We start from the raw sequence: 20923 nt of genomic DNA, 5'->3' as shown, positions 1-20923 counted from the left end.
CTCGTCAGCGCCCACCCACCGGTGTCCGGCGCCCCGTGCGGCTCCCGTGCTCCCGCGGCCACCTCAGGGAGGTGCCAGGCAGCACCGCCGTCTGCCGGGGGCGGGGCATCCCGTCCCCCGCCCTCCTGGAGGAGGAGGGGCTCAGCCCCGCGGGTCGAGCCGGTAGCCCATGCCGCGCACGGTGGCGAGGCGGCCGGGGCCGAGCTTGCGGCGGAGGTAGCCCACGTACACGTCGACGACGTTCGAGCCGGGGTCGAAGTCGTAGCCCCACACGCGCGAGAGCAGCTGCTCGCGGGTCAGCACCTGCCCGGGGTGGCGCAGGAAGGTCTCCGCGAGGCCGAACTCGCGCGCCGACAGGTCCTTGCCCTCGCCGCCGACGGACAGCCGCCGGGTGCGCAGGTCCAGCTCGACGTCCCCGGCCCGCAGGCTCGTGGCCACGGGCTCGGCGCGGGACTCGCGCAGCCGGAGGCGGATGCGGGCCAGCAGCTCCTCGAAGCGGAACGGCTTGGCCATGTAGTCGTCGGCCCCGCCCTCCAGCCCGGCCACCGTGTCGTCGACCGAGCCCCGGGCGGTGAGGACGACGACGGGCACGGTGCTGCCGCGCTCGCGCAGGCGCCGCAGCACCTCGAAGCCGTCGAGGACGGGCAGCCCGATGTCGAGGACGACGAGGGCGACGTCCCCGCCGAGCGCGTGGTCCAGCGCCGTGGCGCCGTCGCCGCACACCAGCGGGGTGAAGCCCGCCGACCGCAGGCCCTTGGCGACGAAGGACGCGATGCGCGGCTCGTCCTCGGCGACGAGCACGACGCTCACGAGCGCCCCCCGCCGACCGCCGTGCTCGTCGGGCGGTGCGCACGGGCCGACCGCTCCCCGAGGTGCACCGCGGGGACCCCGAGGGGCGGTGTCGGCGCGCCCGTCGCCGGCCCCTCCTGCGCCGGCCCCTCCTGCGCCGGCCCCTCCTGCGCCGTCGCGTCGTCGGGAGCCGTCCGCAGCGGCAGCTCGAGCGCGAAGACGGCGCCGGCGCCGGCGGTGCTGCTGAGGGTGACCCGGCCGCCGTGGGCGTCGGCGATGGCGGTGACGATGGCGAGGCCGAGCCCCGAGCCCTCGTGCGCTGCGGCGGAACCCTCGCCGTCGCGGGCCGCGGGACGCGGGGCCAGCGCCTGGCCCTGCTGCGCGCGGGCGAAGATGCGCTCCTTGTCCGCCTCGGCGACGCCCGGCCCCGTGTCCCGCACCCACAGCCGGACGACGTCGCCCTCCACGGCGGACCCGAGCGCGACCTCGTCGTCGGGTCCGGTGTGCCGCACGGCGTTCGACGTCAACTGCATGAGGGCCTGCACCAGCCGCTGCGCGTCGCCGTCGACGGTCGTGCCGCTCGTGGCGTCGAGGCGCCACCGCCGGTCGCCGAGGGCCCGGACGCGCTCGAGCGTGCGCTCCACGACGACGTCGACGTCGACGACGCCCCAGCGCAGGAAGTCGGGGCGCTGGGACTGCGCCAGGAGGACGAGGTCGTCGACGAGGCGGTGCATGCGGTCCAGCTCGTCCAGTGCGAGGTCGCGCGTCTCCCGGACGTCCGCCGGGTCGTCGGGGTCCATGAGCTCGACGTGGCCGCGCACCACGGTGAGGGGCGTCCGCAGCTCGTGGCCCACGTCGTCGAGCAGCTGGCGCTGGCCCGTGAAGGCGCGCTCGAGGCGCTCGAGCATCCCGTTGACGGTGCGGGTCAGCGCGGAGACCTCGTCGTGCCCGCGCACGGGGATGCGCTGCGACAGGTCCTCCTCGGTGAGCCGGCGCGCCGTGTCCGACAGCAGCTGCAGGGGCCGCAGCAGGCGTCCCGCGACGGCGGACCCGACGAGGGCGACGAGCGCGAGGGCCGCGAGGGAGGCGAGCAGGTAGGCCGTGGCGCCGCTGCGCACCTGGGCGCGGGCCGCGTCCACGTCCGTCGCCGTGACGAGCAGGCCCGTGCGCGGGTCGCCGGGCACGGTCACGGGGACGGCGACGTAGCGGAGGTCCGTGGGCGTCCCGCCCACGTCGGCGACGACCGAGCCCAGCACCGGGTCGTCGGTCGCGGCCAGCCCCTCCACGCGCTCGCGCAGCTCGGGGAGCTCCTCCGGGCGCAGGGTGCGCTCGCCGCCCGGCACGAAGGGCACGCTGCCGTCGAGGAGCACCATGACGCCCTCGCCCGAGTCGGGGACGTCCTGCTGCAGCACGTCCCGGAGCAGCTGCTCGACGTCCGCGTAGGGCTGGGCGGAGCCGGGGCGGGCGGCGGCGAGGGCCCTCAGCTCCTCGACCTCCTGCGCCAGCGACGCGTCCACCCGTCGCTCGACGACGCTCTCCTGGACCCACAGCGCGACGACGCCGGCGACGAGCATGCCCGCCGCCGCCGCCGTGACGACCGCGATGACGAGCCGGGCGGCGACCCCGGGGGACGGCAGGCGCCTGCGCGGCTCAGCGGTCATCCTCGTCGTCCCCTCCGCCGCTGCCGTCGTCCTTCCCGCTGTGGTCGTCCCCGCCGTGGTCGTCCTCGCCGTGGTCGTCCTCGTCGTCCCCGTCGTCGTCCGTCCCGCCGTGGTCGTCCCCGTCGTCCCCGCCGTGGTCGTCGTCGTACTCGACCGGGGCGGCCGGGGGGACGACGGGGACCTCCGCGGCGGTCCTCGGGGCCGGGTCAGGAGCAGGGTCAGGGGCCGGAGCAGGCGACGGGTCGGTGGGCGGTGCCGGGTCGGTGGGCGGTGCCGGGTCGGGGGCCGCACCCGACGCGCCGTCCGACGGCGACGGGTCGGCCGGGGGCGTCGGTCCGGGCGAGCTCGCCGAGGTGGTGGGCCGGACCGCGCCCGCGGGCTCCTCGCCGACCACGACGGGGCCGCCGAGGGAGGGGGGCGCCGAGGTGCCCGGGACGACCTGGGCGATGGCGACGCCGGAGCCGAGGGCCGTGGCGACCGCCAGCACCGGCAGGAGGAGGCGCCGTCTCATGCGGCGAGTGTGACCGCCCGGTGCCCCTCTCGCGTGAGAGACGGATGAGAGACCTCTCACGCCCCGGCCGGTGCGGGCGTCAGTCGGTGAACTCGTGCTCCGCCGCGGGGAAGGAGCCGTCCTCGACGTCCGCTGCGAAGGCCGCCGCCGCGCGGCCGAGCTCGCCCCGCAGGTCGGCGTAGCGCTTGACGAAGCGCGGCGTCCGGCCGCCGCCGAGCCCGGCCATGTCGGTGACGACGAGCACCTGCGCGTCCGTCCCCGGCCCGGCGCCGATGCCGACCACGGGCACGGCCAGCTCGCGGGCCAGCCGCTCGGCGACCGCGGACGGCACCATCTCGATGACGACGGCGAAGGCCCCGGCGTCCTGCAGCGCCAGCGCGTCCGCGAGGAGGCGGTCGGCGTCGCCGCCGCGGCCCTGGACGCGGTAGCCGCCGAGGGCGTGCTCGGACTGCGGGGTGAAGCCGACGTGGCCCATCACGGGCACCCCGGCGTCGACAAGCGCGCGCACCGACGGGGCGACGGCGGCGCCGCCCTCGAGCTTGACGGCCGCGGCGCCGCCCTCCTTGAGCATGCGCACGCCCGTGGCGAGCGCCTGGGCGGGACCCTCCTGGTAGCTGCCGAAGGGCAGGTCCGCGACGACGAGCGCCCGCGACGTCCCGCGCACGACGGCGCGCGTGAGGACGAGCATCTCTTCGACCGTGACGGCGAGGGTCGACGTCTGCCCGAGCACGGTCGTGCCCGCCGAGTCGCCGACGAGGAGCACGGGCACGCCCGCGTCGTCGAGCGCGGAGGCGGTGAGAGCGTCGTAGGCGGTCAGCATCGCCCAGCGGCGGCCCTGGGCCTTCCAGCGCTGGAGCGTCGTCGTCCGGACCACGCGCGGGGTGCGCGCCGGGGCGGCCGCGGCGTCACCGGCCGCCACGTGGGCGGGGCCGTAGGGCGCCGGCTGCTCGCTCACTCGTCCTCCTCGCGCCAGTGCGTCGTGATGGGCAGGCGGCGGTCGCGCCCGAAGGCGACGGCGGTCGTCTTCGGGCCGGGGGCGCCCTGGCGCCGCTTCCACTCGGCGTGGTCGACGAGGCCGACGACCTTCTCCACGTCCTCGAGGGCGTGGCCCGCCTCGAGGAGCTCGGAGCGGCCCATGGCGCGCACGACGTAGTCCTCGAGCAGCGCGTCGAGCACGTCGTACTCGGGCAGGGAGTCCTGGTCGGTCTGGTCGGGGCGCAGCTCGGCCGACGGGGCCTTGGTGATGGAGGCCTCCGGGATCGGCTCGCGTTCCCCGCGGGCCCGGGCGTCCGCGTCACGCCAGCGCGCCAGCCGCCACACGTCGGTCTTGGCGACGTCCTTGAGCGGCGCGTACCCGCCGACGGAGTCGCCGTAGATCGTCGAGTAGCCGACGGACAGCTCGCTCTTGTTCGACGTCGTGAGGACGAGCTGGCCCTCGGAGTTCGAGACGCCCATGAGCAGGGTGCCGCGGACGCGCGCCTGCAGGTTCTCCTCGGCCACGCCGCTCATCGGCACGTTCGCGAGGAAGGCCTCGACCATCGGCGCGATGGGGTGCACGCGGTAGTCGATGCCGAGCCGCTCGGCCAGGTCGTCGGCGTCGCTGCGCGAGTGCTCCGTCGAGTACGAGCTCGGCATGGAGACGCCCACGACGCCCTCCGGCCCCAGCGCGTCGACGGCGAGGGCGGCGCAGACCGCCGAGTCGATGCCGCCGGAGAGCCCGAGCAGGACCTGGCGGAAGCCGTTCTTGCGGACGTAGTCGCCCAGGCCGAGGACGAGCGCGGCCCACAGCTCCGCCATGTCCTCGAGCGGCTCGGCGAGGGGCGCGGGCACGGGCTCGCGCGCGGGTGCGGGCTCCTGCGAGACGACGACGCGCTGGACCCGCTCCACCTCGGGCGGGCTCGGGTCGCCCTCCGGGAGGTCGAGGTCGACGACGAGCAGCTGCTCGGCGAAGGCCTCGCCGCGGGCGAGCACCTCGCCGCCCGGGGCGACGACGACGGAGCCGCCGTCGAAGACGAGGTCGTCCTGGCCGCCGACGCTGTTGACGTAGGCGAGGACGGCCTCCGCCTCGCGGGCGCGACGCCGGCACAGCGCCAGGCGGGTGTCGTCCTTGGCGCGCTCGAAGGGGGAGGCGTTGAGGACGACGAGGAGCTCGGCGTCGGCCTCGCGCGCCGCCGCGACGGGGCCGCCCTCCTGCCAGAGGTCCTCGCAGACGGCGACGGCGACGTCGACCCCGCGCACGCGGGCGACGAGCAGGTCGCGGCCGGGCACGAAGATCCGGAACTCGTCGAAGACGCCGTAGTTCGGCAGGTGGTGCTTGGCGTACCGGCCGACCTGCCGGCCGCCGTGGAGCAGCGCCGCGCAGTTCTGCGGCAGGCCCTTCGGCACGCCGGTGGCGCCGCTCTCGCTGCCGGCGGACTCCTCGCCGCCGCCCTCCCGCTGGCCGCGGCCGGCCGCGCTGACGCCCTCGGCGACGGGGCCCGAGGCACGGTCGACGTAGCCGACGAGCACGGGCAGGTCGCCGAGCCCGTCCGCCGCGAGGTCCTCGGCGAGGCGGCCGACCGCGGCGCGAGAGGCGTCGACGAACGAGCGCCGCAGCGCCAGGTCCTCCACCGGGTAGCCGGTGAGCGCCAGCTCGGGCAGGACGAGGAGGTCGGCGCCCGCCGCCGCGGCCTCGGCGGCCGCGCGCCGGACGAGCGCCGCGTTGCCGTCGAGGTCGCCCACGGTGGTGTCGACCTGGGCCAGGGCCAGGCGCAGGGAGGGCATGCCGCGAGCGTAGCCACGCGGCGCCCGGCCCCCCCGCCCGGTCGCTCGGCGGCTCGGTCGCCCGGCGGCTCGGTCCGCCCGGCGGCTCGGTCGCTCGGTCGCTCGGGGGGAGGGGGCCCGGCGGCTCGGGGGGAGGAGGCTAGGCGGAGGCGCCGTCGCCCTCGTCGGCCCGCTGCTCGCGCCGCTCGGCGCGCAGGTCGGCGACGGCCGGCACGAGGGCGAGCAGGACGAGCACCACGGCGACCGCCAGGCTGGCCGACAGCCCCGCCCCGTAGGCGCTCGCGTCGCCCGCGCCGCCGCCCCCACCGCCGGGGACGCCGCCGCCGGTGCTCCCGCCCGAGGCCGCGACGACGCCGAAGTAGACGGCGCCCACGAGGGCGATGCCGACGGAGGAGCCGATGCGCTGGCTCGTCTGCAGGACCCCGCTGGCCGAGCCCGAGCTCCCCGGGTCCACGACGGACAGGGTGAGGGTCGTGTTGGGGGAGATGACGACGCCGCTGCCGGCGCCGCCGACGAGGAGCGGGACGACCAGCACGAGGCCGAGCTGCCAGGGCTCGAGGAAGCTCGAGAGGGTCGCCACGACGGCGAGCACCCCGAGGAGCCCGACGGCCACGGCCGTCAGGCCGCCGACGACGAGCCGGCGGCCGAGCCGCTCGACCGCCTTCCCCGCGATGACCGGGGTGATGGCGCCGCCGACGGCGAAGGGCGTCTGGGTCAGGCCCGCCGCCAGGGGCGACATGCCGAGGCCGTCCTGGAGGTAGATGGACAGGACGAAGAAGATCGTCGTGAAGCCGGTGAAGTACACGAGCCCCACGAGCACGCCGTTGCGGTAGCGGCTCGCGCGGAAGAGGGACAGGTCGACGACGGCGTCGCGCCCGGTGCGCCCCTGCCGCTGCTCCCACCGCACGAACGCCACGGCGAGCGCCGCGGACGCGAGCCACAGGGCGACCCAGGCCGGCGCCGGGGGCTGCTCGAGCAGGGGCAGCAGCAGCGCGGTGAGGGTGAGGGCCAGCAGCGCGACGCCGACGAGGTCCACCTTCGGGCGGCGCCCGCCGTCGTCCGCCGGACGGCTCGCCGGGAGCCACCGCATCGCGAGGACGACGCCCGCGAGGCCGATGGGGATGTTGACGAAGAAGACGAGGCGCCACGACGACGGGTCGGGGTCGACCGAGAGGATGGTGCCGCCGAGGAGGGGGCCGACCGCCGTCGACAGGCCGATGCTCGTGCCGAGGAGGCCGAAGGCCCGGCCGCGCTCGGGGCCGGCGAAGAGCGACTGGATGAAGGCGGCCACCTGGGGCTGCAGGAGGCCGCCGCCGACGCCCTGCAGCAGGCGGAAGGCGAGCAGCCAGCCGGGGGAGGGCGCCAGTCCGCACGCGAGGCTCGCCAGGGTGAAGGTCGCGAGCCCGGCGACGAAGACCCGCCGCCGTCCGTGCGCGTCGCCGAGGCGCCCCGCCGGCACGAGCACGAGGCCGAAGGCCAGCGCGTAGCCCGAGAGCACCCACTGCAGGTCGCTGCCGCTGGCGCCGAGGTCCTGGCTGATCGAGGGGAGCGCCACGTTGATGATGGAGACGTCGAGCAGCGTCATGAAGCCCGACACGAGGCAGACCGCCAGCGCCTTCCAGCGCCGCGGGTCCTGGCCGTGCGCGTACCCCTGCTGCTGGCCCTGCTGCTGGCCCCGGCCGTCGCCCTCGCCCTCGCCTTCGCGACCGCCCGGCGCGCGGCCGGGCTGCGGGGGGCGGCTCTCGTCGCGGCCGTCGCCGGCGTCGCCGGGCTCGGGGTGCGCCTGCGGGGGCTGCGGGCGGGTGCTCGTCACGCCGGGACGGTATGTCGAGGCAAGCGACGCCACCCCTCGGGGGCGCGCGCCACCGGAGGCCGCGCCGCCACCGGGTCACGAAGGGCGGGCCGCTGGCAGGATGGGCGCCGCGCCCGCGGGCGCACCGCGCACGTCGCCGGGACGAGGTCCGCACGACCACGCCCGGCGGCCGGTGGCCCGCCCGCTCGGGCCGCCGCGCCCGAGGGGCGGCGCGGCCCGGCACCGGCGAAGGGATGGGGACGGATGGACCGCCAGCAGGAGTTCGTGCTCCGGTCGATCGAGGAGCGCGACATCCGCTTCGTCCGGCTGTGGTTCAGCGACGTGCTGGGCGGCCTGAAGTCGGTGGCCATCGCGCCCGCGGAGCTCGAGGGCGCCTTCTCCGAGGGCATCGGCTTCGACGGCAGCTCGATCGAGGGCCTGGCGCGGCGGTCGGAGGCCGACATGATCGCCCGGCCGGACCCGTCGACCTTCCAGGTGCTCCCGTGGCGCGGCGACGGCGGCAGCGCGGGTACGGCGCGCATGTTCTGCGACGTCCTCACGCCCGACGGGGAGCCGGCGCTCGCGGACTCCCGCAACGTGCTCAAGCGGACGCTGTCGCGGGCGGCGGAGAAGGGCTTCACCTTCTACACGCACCCCGAGATCGAGTTCTACCTCTTCCGCGGCACGCCGGCGGACAGCGTGGGCGACGGCCGGACGGACCCGGTGCACCCGCCGGTCCCCGTCGACACCATGGGCTACTTCGACCACGTGGCCGGGGGCGCGACCCACGACTTCCGGCGCGCGGCCATCGCGATGCTCGAGGCCATGGGGATCTCGGTGGAGTTCAGCCACCACGAGGCCGGCCCCGGGCAGAACGAGATCGACCTGCGGTACGCCGACGCGCTGACCACGGCCGACAACGTCATGACGTTCCGCACGGTCGTCAAGGAGGTCGCGCTGCAGCAGGGCGTCTACGCCTCCTTCATGCCCAAGCCCCTGGCCGACCAGCCGGGCAGCGGCATGCACACGCATCTGTCCCTCTTCGAGGGCGACCGCAACGCCTTTCACGAGCCCGGCGCCAAGTACGAGCTCAGCGCGACGGCGCGCCACTTCATCGCCGGCCTCCTGCGGCACGCGCCCGAGACGACGCTTATCACGAGCCAGTTCGTCAACAGCTACAAGCGGCTCTGGGGCGGGTCCGAGGCGCCCTCGGACATCGCGTGGGGGCACAACAACCGCTCGGGGCTCGTGCGGGTGCCGATGTACAAGCCCGGCAAGGCGCAGTCGGCGCGCGTGGAGCACCGCGGCATCGACGCGGCGGCCAACCCCTACCTCGCCTACGCCGTCCTGCTCGCGGCCGGCCTCAAGGGCGTCGAGGAGGAGTACCCGCTCGCCGACGGCGTCGACGAGGACGTGGCGCTGCTGTCCGGGGCCGAGCGCCGCGCGATGGGGATCGGGCAGCTCCCGGCCAGCCTCGACCACGCGATCTCGCTCACCGAGGGCAGCGAGCTCGTCGCGGAGACGCTGGGGGAGAGCATGTTCGAGCACGTGCTGCGCAACAAGCGCGCCGAGTGGGTCGACTACCGGGCCCAGGTGACGCCCTTCGAGCTCCGCCGCTTCCTCTCCTGGCTCTGAGGCCGACGACGTGACGGGCGGCGAGGGGGCCGGCGTGGGGCACGACGGCACCGGGAGCGAGGGCACCGGGCACGAGAGCTCCGGGCACGAGAGCCCGGATCGCGAGGGCTCGGGCGCGGGCGAGCCGCTGCGGGTGCTCGTCGTCCAGCACGAGGACGTGTGCCCGCCGGCGGTGCTCGGCGACGCGCTGGTGCGGGAGGGCGCGGTCGTCGACGTCGTCCGCCCCGACCTCGGGCAGCCGCTGCCGTCCTCGCTCGGCCGGCGGGGCCCCGGCCGCCGCCACGGCGGCCACGACGCGCTCGTCGTCCTCGGCGGCACGGCCGCGGCCGACGACGACGCGCGCTGGCCGTGGCTGCCCGCCGTGCGGGCGCTGCTCGCCGCCTGCGTCGCCGACGGCACGCCCGTGCTCGGGGTGTGCCTCGGCGCCCAGCTGCTGGCCCGGGCCACGGGCGGCCGCACCGGGCCGGCGCCGCGGGGTCCCGAGCACGGGGTCCTGCCGGTGCTGCCGGTGCCCGGCGTCGAGGACGACCTCGTGGCCGCGGTCGGCGGGGACGGCCCGTGGCGCGCCGTCCAGTCCCACGGCGACGCGGTGCTGGAGCTGCCGGCGGGCGGCGAGGTGCTCGCCACGTCGGCGGCGTGCGACGTCCAGGTCTTCCGCGTGGGCCGCGCCCGCGGGGTGCAGTACCACCCGGAGGCCACCGGCGAGGTCGTCGCCGCCTGGTGCGACGACGACGACGTCCGCCGCCAGCTCGCCGCCGGTGGCCTGACCGTCGAGGGCGTCGTCGGCGCGGTCGCCGACGCCGAGCCCGAGCTCGCCGAGGGCGCCCGCCACCACGCGCGGGTCCTCCTGGCCGAGGCGGCGGCCGTCCGCGCCGAGCGCTCGCGCGGGGCGCCGGCGGGCGCACCGGTGGCGCCGGCGAGGGTGTCGGCCGGGGCTCCGGCGTGAGCGCCCCCACCGTCTCGACGGCGCTGCTCGCCCGCCGCGGCTTCACTGACCCCGGTGCGGCGCAGCGGGTCCTGGCGGAGCAGGCGACGGGGGCGGTCCTGCGGCGCTGGGGCGCCGTCGAGGGCGCGGCGCGCCCGCCGGCGCGCGGCGGGGCGCGCCGTCCTCCCGCGCCGACGGCGTCGCTGCCCCCGCAGGAGGCGGCCGAGGAGCTCGTGCAGGTCCTCGGGGCCGCCCCCGACCCCGACGCGGCGCTGCGCGCCGTCGCCCGGCTGGCCGAGCACCCGGGCTCACCGGCGCTGCGGCTGCTCTCGGTGCCCGGCCCGGGCCGCGACCGGCTCGTCGCCGTCCTCGGCGGCTCGTCGGCGCTGGCCGACGGGCTCGTGCGCCACCCCGGCGACGCGGAGGTCCTCGAGGAGGACGACGTCCCCGTGCCCGGCGAGGCGCTGCGCGCCGAGCTGCTGCGGTGGGTGGGCGCCGACCCGCAGGACCCGGCCCCCGTGGCGGCGCCGGAGGCCACGGGCGACGACCTCCGCCGCGCCTACCGGCGCCGCCTGCTCTCGCTCGCCGGGCGCGATCTGGCCGCCCGCACCCCGGAGCGCCGCGTGGGCGACGTCGGCCGCGAGCTCGCCGACCTCGCGGGCGCCGCCCTGGAGACGGCGCTCGCGCTCGCCCGCCGCGACGTGGGCGAGGAGCACCGCGCCGCCCGCCTCGCCGTCATCGGGATGGGCAAGTGCGGCGGGCGCGAGCTCAACTACGTCAGCGACGTCGACGTCGTCTACGCCGTCGAGCCGGGGGAGGGCGCCTCGGAGGAGCAGTCCGTCGCCGTCGGCACCAAGCTCGCGCGGCTGCTGGCCAAGCACTGCTCGGCGTACACGGCCGAGGGCGCCCTGTGGCCCGTGGACGCGAACCTGCGGCCCGAGGGCGGCGCCGGCCCGCTCGTGCGGACGCCGGAGAGCCACCGCGCCTACTACGAGCGGTGGGCCAGCACGTGGGAGTTCCAGGCGCTCCTCAAGGCGCGCCACGTCGCCGGCGACGCCGAGGTGGCGGCCACGTACCTCGCGGCGGTGCGCCCCTTCGTGTGGGAGGCCGCCCAGCGCCCCGGCTTCGTCACGGACACCCAGGCGATGCGCCGCCGCGTCGAGGACCACATCCCGGCCAAGGAGGCCCCCCGCCAGCTCAAGCTCGGTCCCGGCGGCCTGCGCGACGTCGAGTTCAGCGTCCAGATGCTGCAGCTCGTGCACGGGCGCGCCGAGCCGCGGCTGCGCAGCGCGACGACGCTGGACGCCCTGGAGGCGCTGGCGACGTACGGGTACGTGGGCCGCGGCGACGCCGGTGCCCTCGACCGCGCCTACCGGTGGCTGCGGGTGCTCGAGCACCGGCTCCAGCTGTCGCGCCTCGTGCGCACGCACGTCCTGCCCACCGGCGAGGGCGACCTGCGCCGCCTCGCGCGGGCCGCCGGACTCGACGGCGAGGCGGCGCTCGAGGAGCGCTGGCAGCAGACCCGCACGACCGTGCGGCGCCTGCACGAGCGGCTCTTCTACCGACCGCTGCTGGGGGCCGCTGCGCGGCTGTCGACCGAGGACGTGCGTCTGGGCCCCGAGGCGGCCCGCGAGCGGCTGCAGGCCCTCGGCTACCGCGACCCGGCGGGGGCGCTGCGCCACCTCGAGGCGCTGACGGCGGGGGTGACCCGGCGGGCGTCCATCCAGCGCCAGCTCCTGCCCGTGCTGCTCGGGTGGTTCGCCGACGGCGCCGACCCCGACTCCGGGCTCCTGTCCTTCCGGCGGCTGTCGGAGTCCCTCGGCGGGACCCACTGGTACCTGCAGATGCTGCGCGACGACGGCGTGGCCGCCGAGCGGCTCGCCAACCTCCTCACCGGCAGCCGCATGGCGGCCGACCTGCTGCTGCAGGCGCCGGAGGCGGCCCGGTGGCTCGAGGGCGAGTCCGAGCTGCGTCCGCGCCTGTACGAGCAGCTGCGCGCCGAGGTCGGCTCCGTGCTGGCGCGCCACCGCGACCCCGTCGACGCCGTCACGGCGGTGCGCGCCGTCCGGCGCCGCGAGATGACCCGCACCGCGGTCGGCGACCTGTCCGGCGTCGTCACGCTCGACGAGGTGGGCGAGGCGCTGTCGGCCGCGACGCGCGTCGTCCTGCAGGGCGGGCTCGTGGCCGCCGTCCGCGCCGTGTCGGCCCGGCTGGGGGAGCCCCTCCCGGTGCGCATGGCCGTCGTCGGGATGGGCCGGCTCGGCGGGCGGGAGCTCACCTACGCCAGCGACGCCGACGTCCTCTTCGTGCACGAGCCGCGCGACGGCGCCTCCGAGCAGCAGGCGCAGGAGGTCGCCGTCGCCGTGGCGGGGGAGGTCCAGCGCCTCCTGAAGTCCCTCGGCCCCGAGCCGGCGCTCGAGGTCGACGCCGCGCTGCGCCCCGAGGGCCGGAACGGCCCGCTGTCGCGCTCGCTGTCCTCCTACGCCGCCTACTACGCGCGCTGGTCGGACGTCTGGGAGGCCCAGGCGCTCCTGCGCGCCGAGGTCGTCGCCGGGGACGCCGAGCTCGGCGCCGCCTTCACCGCCCTCGTCGAGGGCGTGCGCTACCCCGCCGGCGGCCTCGACGACGCGCGGGTGCGCGAGGTGCGCCGCATCAAGGCGCGCGTGGAGTCCGAGCGGCTGCCCCGCGGCGTCGACCCGCGCCGGCACGTCAAGCTCGGGCCCGGCGGCATCTCGGACGTCGAGTGGACGGTCCAGCTCCTGCAGCTGCAGCACGCGCACCGCGTGCCCGCGCTGCGGACGACGTCGACGCTCGGCGCCCTCGCGGCCGCCACCGTGGCCGACCTCGTCGCGGCCGAGGACGCCGACGTCCTCGAGGACGCCTGGCGGTGGGGCTCGCGCGTGCGCGCCGCGATCGCCCTGTGGACCGGGCGCCCCGGCGACGTCGTGCCCACCGACCTCGACGACCTCGAGGGCGTCGCCCGTCTCCTCGGCATGCCGACCGGCTCCGCCGGGGCGCTCGACGACGAGCACCGACGCCGCACCCGCCGGGCGAGGGCCGTCGTCGAGCGACTGCTCTTCGGGTGGCAGGACGACTGACGCACTCGCCGTCGGGCGGGTGAGGCCTCGTCGGCGCTGGGGCGGCACCGAGGTGGTCAAACCCACTCCTGTGCCACCGCAGGCTCGGGCGGCGCCTCAGGCCGCGCGGCCGCGAGGGTGGCCCTCCTCCTCTCCGCGCGTGGTGGCGCGCTGGCGCCAGGCGTCGACGACGCGGTCGACGCGTTCTCGCCAGGGCGGGGGCGGGACGTGGGGCTCGCTGCGGTCCGGCGGGTGCCAGACGACCTGGGTGCCGCGCAGCTCGCCGCGCCAGCCCTGGCGGTGGACGAGGCGGTGGTGGTGGCCGCAGAGGCAGGTGCCGTTGCGCTCGCTGGTCGACCCGCCGCGGGAGTACTCGGTGATGTGGTGGACGTGGCACCACTCGGCGGGGCGGGTGCACGAGCCGAAGGTGCAGGTCTGGTCGCGCAGCCGGATGGCGGTGCGGATCGCCTCGGGCCACGCGTAGACGGACCGGCCGACGTCGAGCGGCTGCCCCTCCGCCGTCGTGAGGACGGGCACGAGCTGCGCGTCGCAGGCGAGCAGGGCCGCCGTCTCGCCGGAGACGGGGTGCCCGCCGGGCAGGTGGCCAGGGGCGGCGCCGGGCGCCGCGGGGCCGAGCAGGGTTGCCAACGGGACGGTGACGAGCAGGCGGGGGCGTGACGACGAGGACCCGGTGCGGCCGGCGAGGTGGGCGTCGGCGACGGTGAGCAGCGCGTCGGCCAGCCGTCGGGCGTGGGACCGGGTGTCCGGGGTGCCGTCGGAGGCGGGCCGAGGGGCGGACAGCGGCTCGAGGGCGGCCATGAGGGTGGCGCCGCCGACCGGGTCGAGGACGCCGGACAGGAGCCAGGCGCCGTCGTCGGTCTGGGTGCAGCGGACCTGTCGCTGGTTCTCCTGGCGCGCCTCGGTGCGGGCGAGGTCGTCGTCGGCACCCGGGTCCAGGCGGGCGGTGAGGTGGCGGCCCACGCGGGCGAGCTGGCGCGGGTCGAGGTGGCGGGCCTGCTCGACGAGGAAGGCCTGGGCGTCGACGCGGGTCGCGCTGTCGACGTCGGGGTGCAGGCGCAGCAGGGCGGTGCGGATGACGCCGGCGTGGTCGCCCGTCAGGTCGCCGTCCGCGAGGGCGGTGCGGGTCGAGGCGAGGTCGGTGTCGAGCGCGACGGCGAGGTCGACCCGGCGGCGGGCGTGCTCGGCGCGGGTGGTCGTGGCGCCGACGAGCCAGTCGGCGGTCGACGGCGCCCCGGTCGCGCGTCCGACGCGGCGCTCCTCGGCGGTGGACAGCAGGCGCAGGCGGACGGCGTCGAGACGGGACGCCTGGCGCTCGAGGTCGACCACGGCGGCGCGGACCTCGTCGTCGGTGCACCGCCAGGTCTCGGCGGCGAGCAGGGCGTCGAGGGTCGCGGTCAGGGCGGCGAGACCGTCGGCGACCGTCGCGGCGTCCTGCTCAGCGGCGCCCTCGGCGTCGGGCTCGAGGGAAGCCTCGGCGTCGGGCTCGGGGGGCGGACCAGAGGCGGTGGGAGGGCTCGTCGGTGTGGACGGGGCGGGCTGCTCGCCCGTCCCGTCGCGTCCGCCGTCCTCGACTGCCACGGGGACGACGCTAGGGGTGACCACCGACAGCCGAGCCGCCGCCGCAGGCCTCTGACCTGCAATGATGTGTCGTCACTCGAACGTGAGTACGATGATCACCCGACCGAGCGGGTTCCGTCGGCCGCGGACATCAGGGGTGTCGTGACGGCGCGTCGGCCCTCGAGGTCCGCGGTCGCGTCGGTCCGACGGCGTGCTGCCCCGCGGACTCCGCGGCGGCTCTCGCGCTCCGGCGCCGCCGTCCGCGGGTCAGTACTCGGCGCCGCTGTCGAGCGGCGAGCCGTGCCGGCGCTGCAGGTGGATCTTGCGCGCGAGCCGGATGGCGGGACGGGCGAGGAACTGGATGCTGCCGACGAGGAAGAACCACGTGCCGACGTAGCTCGTCGACTCCCAGAAGAACAGGATGCTGCCGATGACGAACCACAGCGCCATGAGGACGTCGTTGACGATGCTCAGCAGCTCGTAGCGCTGCCGGAGCACGAGCTCGTCGCGGCCGATGCGCAGGTGCAGGTCGTCGCCGGAGCGGGACACGAGTCCTCCAGGGTGGTGCGGGCGGGAGCGACCCATGCTGGGGGCGCGACGGCGGGCGGGCCAGTCGCGCAGGGAGCGCGCAGGGCCCTGCGCGCGCCGGCCTCAGCCCGGGAGCGGCGTCGTCGGCCGCAGCCTCCGCACGCCGGGGGCGTTCTTCGACGCGCCGACCTTCCAGTAGCCCTTGGCGTGCACGCGCTGCGGGTCGACGCGCCGCACCTCCGACAGGTGGCGCTGCAGGCGCCGCACCGCGCCGGACTCGGCGGCCAGGAGCACCTGCACCTGCTCGCCGTCGCCCGCGGGCCAGTCCAGGCCGGTCACGGCGGCCTCGAGGGGCTGCCCGGAGACGGCGACGTCGGGCCCGCGGTGCACCCAGCGCCACTCCACGTCGGCGGCCGTGGCCACCTCCTGCTCCTCGGCGGCGTCCGCGACCTCGACGACGGCGACCGCCCGAGCGCCCGCGGGCAGCGCCTCGACGACGGCGGCGACGGCGGGCAGGCCCGTCGCGTCGGCGAGGAGGAGGTGGACGTCCGTCGTCGGCAGCGCCCGGTAGCCCGACGACGGCCCGGAGGCGCCGACGGTGTCGCCCGGCCGCGCGGCCTGCGCCCAGCCCGAGGCGAGCCCGCCCTCGTGGAGGACCACGTCGACGTCGACCTCGCCCGCCGCGGGGTCCCCGGCACGGGCACCCTCACCGGCGCGGGCGCGCCGCACCGTGTACGAGCGACGCGCGCAGACGGCGAGCTCGTCCAGGCCGGGGGAGCCCGCGCCCGGCGCGGGGAAGGCCATCTTGACCTTCGCCCCCGGCGCCGCGTCGGTGAAGACCGCCGGGTCGGCCCCGCCGAGGACGACGCGCAGCATCTGCGGCGTCACGGTCTCCGTCCGGACGACGTGCAGCAGGTGCAGGCCGTGCGCGGGCACGTGGCGCGGGCCCGGACCTGCTGACGGAGGGGCCGTCGTCCCGACCGAGGACGCGCTCGAGGGCTGGGCGCCGGCGGGCGGCACGTCGTCGGGGGAGGGCGCGGCGGTGCGGTCGGACACGGCGACGACGCTACCCGCGCCGCCGACGTCCTCCTCCGGAGGAGGCCCCCGGACCTCGTGCGCCTCAGCCCGCCTGCCGCAGCGCCCGGATGCCGGCCTCGACGGCGGGCGGGTTGGGCCGCCGCGCCCGCAGGGCGGCGCGCAGGGACGGCAGCGCCCGGCGCACGGCCCCGGGGTGGGAGCGCAGCGTCGTCACGAGGCTCCGCGCCACGGCCGGCCAGGGGCGGCGCATGACGGCGGTGAGCAGCGCGGCGCGGGCGATGCGGACCTGGCGCTCGCGGGGGGCGTCCCGCGACGGCGAGGGGTGGTGGTGGACGACGAGGTCCTCGACGTACGCGAGCCCGTGCCCGGCGGCCGCCAGGTCGTAGGACAGCCGCTCCTCCTCGCCGGGGAAGACGACGACGTCGTCGAACCCCCCGGCCTCGAGGAAGGCGTCGCGGCGGACCATCGCGGCGCACGCGACGAAGCCGAGCAGCGACGGGCCGGGCAGGTCGTCGTCCGTGCCGAGCGCGGAGCGCGCCATGAGGTCGCCGATGCCGTCGGGCCGCTCCTCCGGGCCGACGAGGATCCGCCCGCACACGAGGGCCAGCCGCGGGGAGGCGTCGAAGAGGTCGGCGCCGCGCTCGAGCATCCCCGGAGCCCACCAGGAGTCGTCGTCGGCGAAGGCCACGTACGGGGTCCGCGCCCGCTCGACGCCGATGGTGCGCGCCGCGGCGCCGCGGTTGGCCGGCAGCGCGACGACGTCGACGTGCGGCAGCTGCTCGCGCACGGCCTCGACCGTGCCGTCGGTGCTGCCGTTGTCGACGAGCACGACGGGCCCCTCGTGGCGGCGCAGGCTCGCCAGGAGCTCCTCGCGCCGGTTCATGCTCGCCACGACGACGGTGGTGCGCGCGCCGCGGCGGGCCCCGCCCCGACCGGCGGGGGCGGCGGCGGGGGTGCTCGCCGGAGCGGCGGGGGAGGGCTCGGGAGGGGGAGGCGTGCTCACGGGCCGCGACGCTAGCGGGGGGCCGCCGCGCGCCCGTCGGGAGGAGGCGGCAGAGTGTCCGCGCCGGCCCCTGCGCGGGGCCGCGGGCGCGCACCGGCGCGACCCGTGCGACGTCCGGGCCAGCGCGCCCGGGCGAGGCGGAGACACCGGCGCCGACGACCCCTCGGCGCCCGACCACGCTGGAGGAGCCATGGCGAACCGCCCGAACCCGATCGAGCTGCAGAAGCACCTGTCGGGCCTGGACTACCCGGCCGGCAAGGACGCCATCGTCAAGAAGGCCGAGGACAGCGGCGCGCCCGACGACGTGCTCGAGGCGCTGCGCGGCATCCCGGACCGCGAGTACGAGGGCCCGAGCGGCGTCAGCTCGGCCTTCTCCGACCAGGCCTGAGAGCCCGCGTGAGCGACCTGGCCTCGATCGCCCCGGTGACGACCCGCCCCGACCCGCCGCGGCGGGCGGTCGTCACCGGGGCGGCCGGCTTCCTCGGCAGCCACCTCGTCGAGGAGCTGCTCTCCCGCGGCACCGAGGTCGTGGGCCTCGACAGCTTCCTCACGGGGACGCCGGCCAACCTCGCGCACGTCGCCGAGCACCCCGGACTGCGGCTGGTGCGGTGCGACATCACCGACTACGTGCACGTGCCGGGCGACGTCGACCTCGTCCTCCACTTCGCGTCGCCGGCCTCGCCGGTGGACTACCTCAAGCTGCCCATCGAGACGCTCAAGGTCGGCTCGATCGGCACCATGCACGCCCTCGGGCTCGCGAAGGACAAGGGCGCCCGCTTCGTGCTCGCCTCCACCTCCGAGGTCTACGGCGACCCGCAGGTGCACCCTCAGCCCGAGGAGTACTGGGGCCACGTCAACCCCGTCGGCCCGCGCGGCGTCTACGACGAGGCCAAGCGCTACGCCGAGGCGCTGACGACGGCGTACCGCACCTCCCACGGCGTCGACACGGGCATCGTGCGCATCTTCAACACCTTCGGCCCGCGGATGCGGCCCCACGACGGTCGGGCCATCCCCACCTTCGTGCGGCAGGCGCTCGCCGGGGAGCCCGTCACGGTGGCGGGCGACGGCCTGCAGACGCGCTCGGTCTGCTACGTCGACGACCTCGTCCGCGGCATCCTGCTGCTCGCCTCCTCCGGCCACGCCGGGCCGGTGAACATCGGCAACCCGCACGAGCTGACCGTGCGGCGCATCGCCGAGGACGTCATCGCCGCCACCGGGTCCTCCTCCGAGCTCGCCTTCGTCGGGCGCCCGGTCGACGACCCGCAGGTCCGCCGCCCCGACACGCGCCTCGCGGCCGAGGCGCTCGGGTGGGCGCCGGAGGTCGCGTGGGAGGACGGGCTCGCCCGCACCGTCGCGTGGTTCCGCGAGGCCCTCGCGGACGGCGGCACGGGCCCCGTCGCGGCGGGGTCCCGTGACGGCGCCGGCGGCGTGCCCGCCGGAGCGGTGCCCGCGGGCGCCTGACCGGCGGTGCCTCTCCTCGAGCGGCTGGCCACCGCCCTGGCGGACGCGTTCCTCCAGGTGGGGGTCCCCGTGGCCGTGCTCGTGGCCGCCTTCGGGTGGCTGCAGGTGCGCCACGGGGACCGGCTGCTCGACCTCCTCGCCCGCCGGGCGCGCTGGGCGCCCGCCGTGGGCGCGCTGCTCGGCGTCTCGCCCGGCTGCGCCGGGGCGATCCTCGTCGTCCCCCTCTTCCTGCGCGGGACCGTCTCCTTCGGGACGGTCGTCGCCGCCCTCGTCGCGACGATGGGCGACTCCTCCTGGGTGATCATCGCGGGCGAGCCCGTGACGGCCCTCGTCGTCCACGCGGTGCTCCTCGTGACCGGCGTCGTCACCGGCTACGTCGTCGACGCCGTGGGCCTCGGTCCCTCGCCGGAGGACCTCGCCGCCGAGCGGGCGGTGCCCGCCGTGCGCCGGGCTGCGGCGACGACGAGCGGGGGCCCCTGGCGCCGGCTCGCCCTCCGCGCGGGCCCGGGGGGCGGGGCGTCACCACCGCCGTCCGGGCCGCCCCCGCTCCGAGCCGCGGCACCCTCCGAGCGGCTGGAGCCGCTCGACCGGGTCTTCTGGGCGGTGGTGGTGCTGTCGGTGCCGGCCGCCGTCGCCGTCGCGGCGCAGGCGCGCACCGGGCCGCTGGCCGCCCTGGGCGGCGTCGACCCGCTGCTCGTCCTGGGCGTCCTCGGCTCGCTCGTCTGCGGCGCCGTCCTGCTGGCCCGCCGCGGCGGGCGCGAGCGCCTGGCCGCCGACGTGCGCACGCCGGCGGAGGTGCTGCGCCGCGGCGCCGCCGAGACGTCCGTCATCGTCGGGTGGGTGGCCGCCGTCTTCGTCGGCTGGGAGGTGCTCTCGGGCGCCACCGGCTTCGACGGCTCGCAGCTGCCGCTCGTCGGCGTCGCCGGGGTCGTCGTCGGGGCCCTCGTCGGGCTCGTGCCCGGCTGCGCCGTCCAGATCGTCCTGACGTCGCTCTACCTCACGGGGGCGGTGCCCGTCGCGACGCTGCTCGCCAACGCCGTGAGCCAGGACGGCGACGCGCTCATCCCGCTGCTGGCGCTGCGACGCCGCTCGGCGGTCCTCGCGAGCGCCGTCACGGTGGTGCCGGCCCTCGTCGTCGGGGGCGTCGCCCTCCTCGTCACCGGCTGACGCCGGACCACCGCCGGGCCTCCCCGTCCTCTGCGCTGTCGCCGTCAGAGCCCGGTGCGGGCCGCCTCGCCCGCTGCGGGCCCATACGGGCCGCCGAAGAGCGCGGCGTGGACGAGGAGCGGCACGAGCTGGTGCAGCGCCACCCGCCCCTCCCACCCGCCGGCGAGGGGGTGGACATCCTCGTAGGCGGCCACGAGCCGGGGCGGGAGCCCGCCGAAGAGGTCGAGGAGCGCGAGGTCGGCCTCGCGGTGCCCGCCGAGCGCGGACGGGTCGAGCAGCCACCGGCGGCCGTCCCGGGCGCGGACGACGTTGCCCCACCACAGGTCCCCGTGGCACCGGCTCGGAGGCTCCGGCGGGCCCATGACCTCCTCGGCGCGGGCGGCGGCGCCCTCGACGGCGGCGAGGTCGCGCGGTGCGAGCCGCCCGCGGTCGGTCGCCAGCCGGGCCAGCGGCAGCACCCGCTGCTGGGCCCAGAAGGCGGGCCACGACGACGTCGGCTCCACGGGCACCCGCAGCGACCCCAGGTGCGGCGACGCGCCCCCGGGCACGGCGCCGAAGGCGTCGGCGCCCGCGTCGTGCAGCGCGGCCAGCTCGCGGCCGAAGCGCTCGAGGCCCTCGTCGTCGGAGGCCGCGCTCCCGGCGACGTCGACCAGCTCGAGCGCCAGCACCTGCCCGTGCGCCGCGACGACCTCGGGCACGGGCGGCCCGCCGTCGGCCCCGGCGAGCCAGCGCAGCCCCGCGGCCTCCGAGGCGACCATCTCCGCGCCGTCCTCGCGGGCGTAGCGCTTGACGAAGAGGCGCCGCCCGTCGGCCAGCCGCACCTCCTCCGAGGCGCCGATGTCGCCGCCGCCGAGGCGGCGGCGCTCCACCACCTCGCCGAGCTCGGCGGGCAGGTCGTCGTGCGTCGTCCCACGGGAGGCCATCGGTCCATCCTGGGGACGGCGGCGGCGCACGTCGCGCCGGACGGACGAGGCGACGGACCTCCACGGGTCCTG

The 20923-nt window shown here is 77.6% G+C and carries 17 protein-coding genes; 6 read left to right on the top strand and 11 right to left on the bottom strand.

Going from position 1 to position 20923, the window contains the following annotated elements:
- Positions 1 to 141: 141 nt before the first annotated feature.
- The 6 genes from WDV85_RS13745 to WDV85_RS13720 all read right to left on the bottom strand — a co-directional run bounded on the left by WDV85_RS13745 (position 142) and on the right by WDV85_RS13720 (position 7537).
- The gene (locus WDV85_RS13745) at positions 142 to 810 is read right to left on the bottom strand and encodes a response regulator transcription factor (protein WP_339571166.1); all 669 of its coding nucleotides are present in this window, start codon (positions 808 to 810) and stop codon (positions 142 to 144) included.
- Positions 807 to 2450 carry a sensor histidine kinase gene (locus WDV85_RS13740; protein WP_339571165.1) on the bottom strand — a complete coding sequence of 548 codons (1644 nt, stop codon included), beginning with the start codon at positions 2448 to 2450 and terminating at the stop codon, positions 807 to 809. Before WDV85_RS13740 ends, WDV85_RS13745 begins: the two co-directional genes overlap by 4 nt.
- A complete protein-coding gene (locus WDV85_RS13735; RefSeq protein WP_339571164.1) occupies positions 2440 to 2961 on the bottom strand; it encodes a hypothetical protein in 522 nt (173 codons plus the stop codon). The genes WDV85_RS13740 and WDV85_RS13735 overlap by 11 nt, the downstream gene beginning before the upstream one ends.
- Positions 2962 to 3040: 79 nt before the next feature.
- On the bottom strand, positions 3041 to 3916 hold the full coding sequence (panB, locus tag WDV85_RS13730) for a 3-methyl-2-oxobutanoate hydroxymethyltransferase (protein WP_339571163.1): 876 nt from the start codon (positions 3914 to 3916) through the stop codon (positions 3041 to 3043).
- Positions 3913 to 5724 (bottom strand): NAD+ synthase, encoded by a 1812-nt coding sequence (locus tag WDV85_RS13725; protein ID WP_339571162.1) that lies wholly within the window; start codon positions 5722 to 5724, stop codon positions 3913 to 3915. The genes panB and WDV85_RS13725 overlap by 4 nt, the downstream gene beginning before the upstream one ends.
- Positions 5725 to 5863: 139 nt before the next feature.
- Positions 5864 to 7537: an MFS transporter gene (locus WDV85_RS13720; protein ID WP_339571161.1), complete on the bottom strand. Its 1674-nt coding sequence runs from the start codon at positions 7535 to 7537 to the stop codon at positions 5864 to 5866.
- Between the two features lie 243 nt (positions 7538 to 7780).
- Here WDV85_RS13720 and WDV85_RS13715 point away from each other — a divergent pair, with 243 nt between their 5' ends.
- Genes WDV85_RS13715 through WDV85_RS13705 form a run of 3 tightly spaced genes read left to right on the top strand, consistent with a single transcriptional unit; the run spans position 7781 to position 13174 of the window.
- Entirely contained in the window at positions 7781 to 9151 is a 1371-nt protein-coding gene (locus tag WDV85_RS13715) for a glutamine synthetase family protein (RefSeq protein WP_339571160.1), read from the top strand.
- Between the two features lie 34 nt (positions 9152 to 9185).
- Positions 9186 to 10097 (top strand): type 1 glutamine amidotransferase, encoded by a 912-nt coding sequence (locus WDV85_RS13710; RefSeq protein WP_339571159.1) that lies wholly within the window; start codon positions 9186 to 9188, stop codon positions 10095 to 10097.
- Positions 10094 to 13174, top strand: coding sequence for a bifunctional [glutamine synthetase] adenylyltransferase/[glutamine synthetase]-adenylyl-L-tyrosine phosphorylase (locus WDV85_RS13705; protein ID WP_339571158.1), 3081 nt, complete (start codon positions 10094 to 10096; stop codon positions 13172 to 13174). The genes WDV85_RS13710 and WDV85_RS13705 overlap by 4 nt, the downstream gene beginning before the upstream one ends.
- Before the next feature lie 96 nt (positions 13175 to 13270).
- On the opposite strand, the gene WDV85_RS13700 is transcribed toward WDV85_RS13705, so the two are convergent.
- The 4 genes from WDV85_RS13700 to WDV85_RS13685 form a co-directional block, all read right to left on the bottom strand.
- Positions 13271 to 14752, bottom strand: a complete 1482-nt coding sequence (locus tag WDV85_RS13700; protein ID WP_339571157.1) for an HNH endonuclease signature motif containing protein — start codon at positions 14750 to 14752, stop codon at positions 13271 to 13273.
- Between the two features lie 246 nt (positions 14753 to 14998).
- Positions 14999 to 15316, bottom strand: coding sequence for a YrhK family protein (locus WDV85_RS13695; protein WP_445263324.1), 318 nt, complete (start codon positions 15314 to 15316; stop codon positions 14999 to 15001).
- Positions 15317 to 15382: 66 nt separating this feature from the next.
- Complete coding sequence (locus WDV85_RS13690; protein WP_339571155.1) at positions 15383 to 16315, bottom strand: siderophore-interacting protein; 933 nt, start codon at positions 16313 to 16315, stop codon at positions 15383 to 15385.
- Between the two features lie 64 nt (positions 16316 to 16379).
- Positions 16380 to 17300, bottom strand: a complete 921-nt coding sequence (locus tag WDV85_RS13685) for a glycosyltransferase family 2 protein (protein WP_339571154.1) — start codon at positions 17298 to 17300, stop codon at positions 16380 to 16382.
- A 190-nt stretch (positions 17301 to 17490) separates the two neighbouring features.
- Here WDV85_RS13685 and WDV85_RS13680 point away from each other — a divergent pair, with 190 nt between their 5' ends.
- From WDV85_RS13680 to WDV85_RS13670, 3 genes are read left to right on the top strand one after another with little or no spacing between them, the layout of a single operon-like run.
- Positions 17491 to 17688, top strand: coding sequence for a DUF2795 domain-containing protein (locus WDV85_RS13680; RefSeq protein WP_171204368.1), 198 nt, complete (start codon positions 17491 to 17493; stop codon positions 17686 to 17688).
- 8 nt (positions 17689 to 17696) lie between these two features.
- Positions 17697 to 18761 carry a UDP-glucuronic acid decarboxylase family protein gene (locus WDV85_RS13675; RefSeq protein WP_339571153.1) on the top strand — a complete coding sequence of 355 codons (1065 nt, stop codon included), beginning with the start codon at positions 17697 to 17699 and terminating at the stop codon, positions 18759 to 18761.
- Between the two features lie 6 nt (positions 18762 to 18767).
- A complete protein-coding gene (locus WDV85_RS13670) occupies positions 18768 to 19928 on the top strand; it encodes a putative manganese transporter (protein ID WP_339571152.1) in 1161 nt (386 codons plus the stop codon).
- Between the two features lie 44 nt (positions 19929 to 19972).
- Here WDV85_RS13670 and WDV85_RS13665 read toward each other — a convergent pair whose 3' ends face one another.
- Complete coding sequence (locus WDV85_RS13665; protein WP_339571151.1) at positions 19973 to 20851, bottom strand: fructosamine kinase family protein; 879 nt, start codon at positions 20849 to 20851, stop codon at positions 19973 to 19975.
- Positions 20852 to 20923 lie beyond the last annotated feature (72 nt).

It is taken from the genome of Pseudokineococcus sp. 5B2Z-1, from assembly GCF_037482305.1.
GTDB lineage: Bacteria > Actinomycetota > Actinomycetes > Actinomycetales > Quadrisphaeraceae > Pseudokineococcus.
The sequence above is the reverse complement of the archived record's forward strand: the minus strand, read 5'-3'. Positions and strand labels throughout refer to the sequence as shown.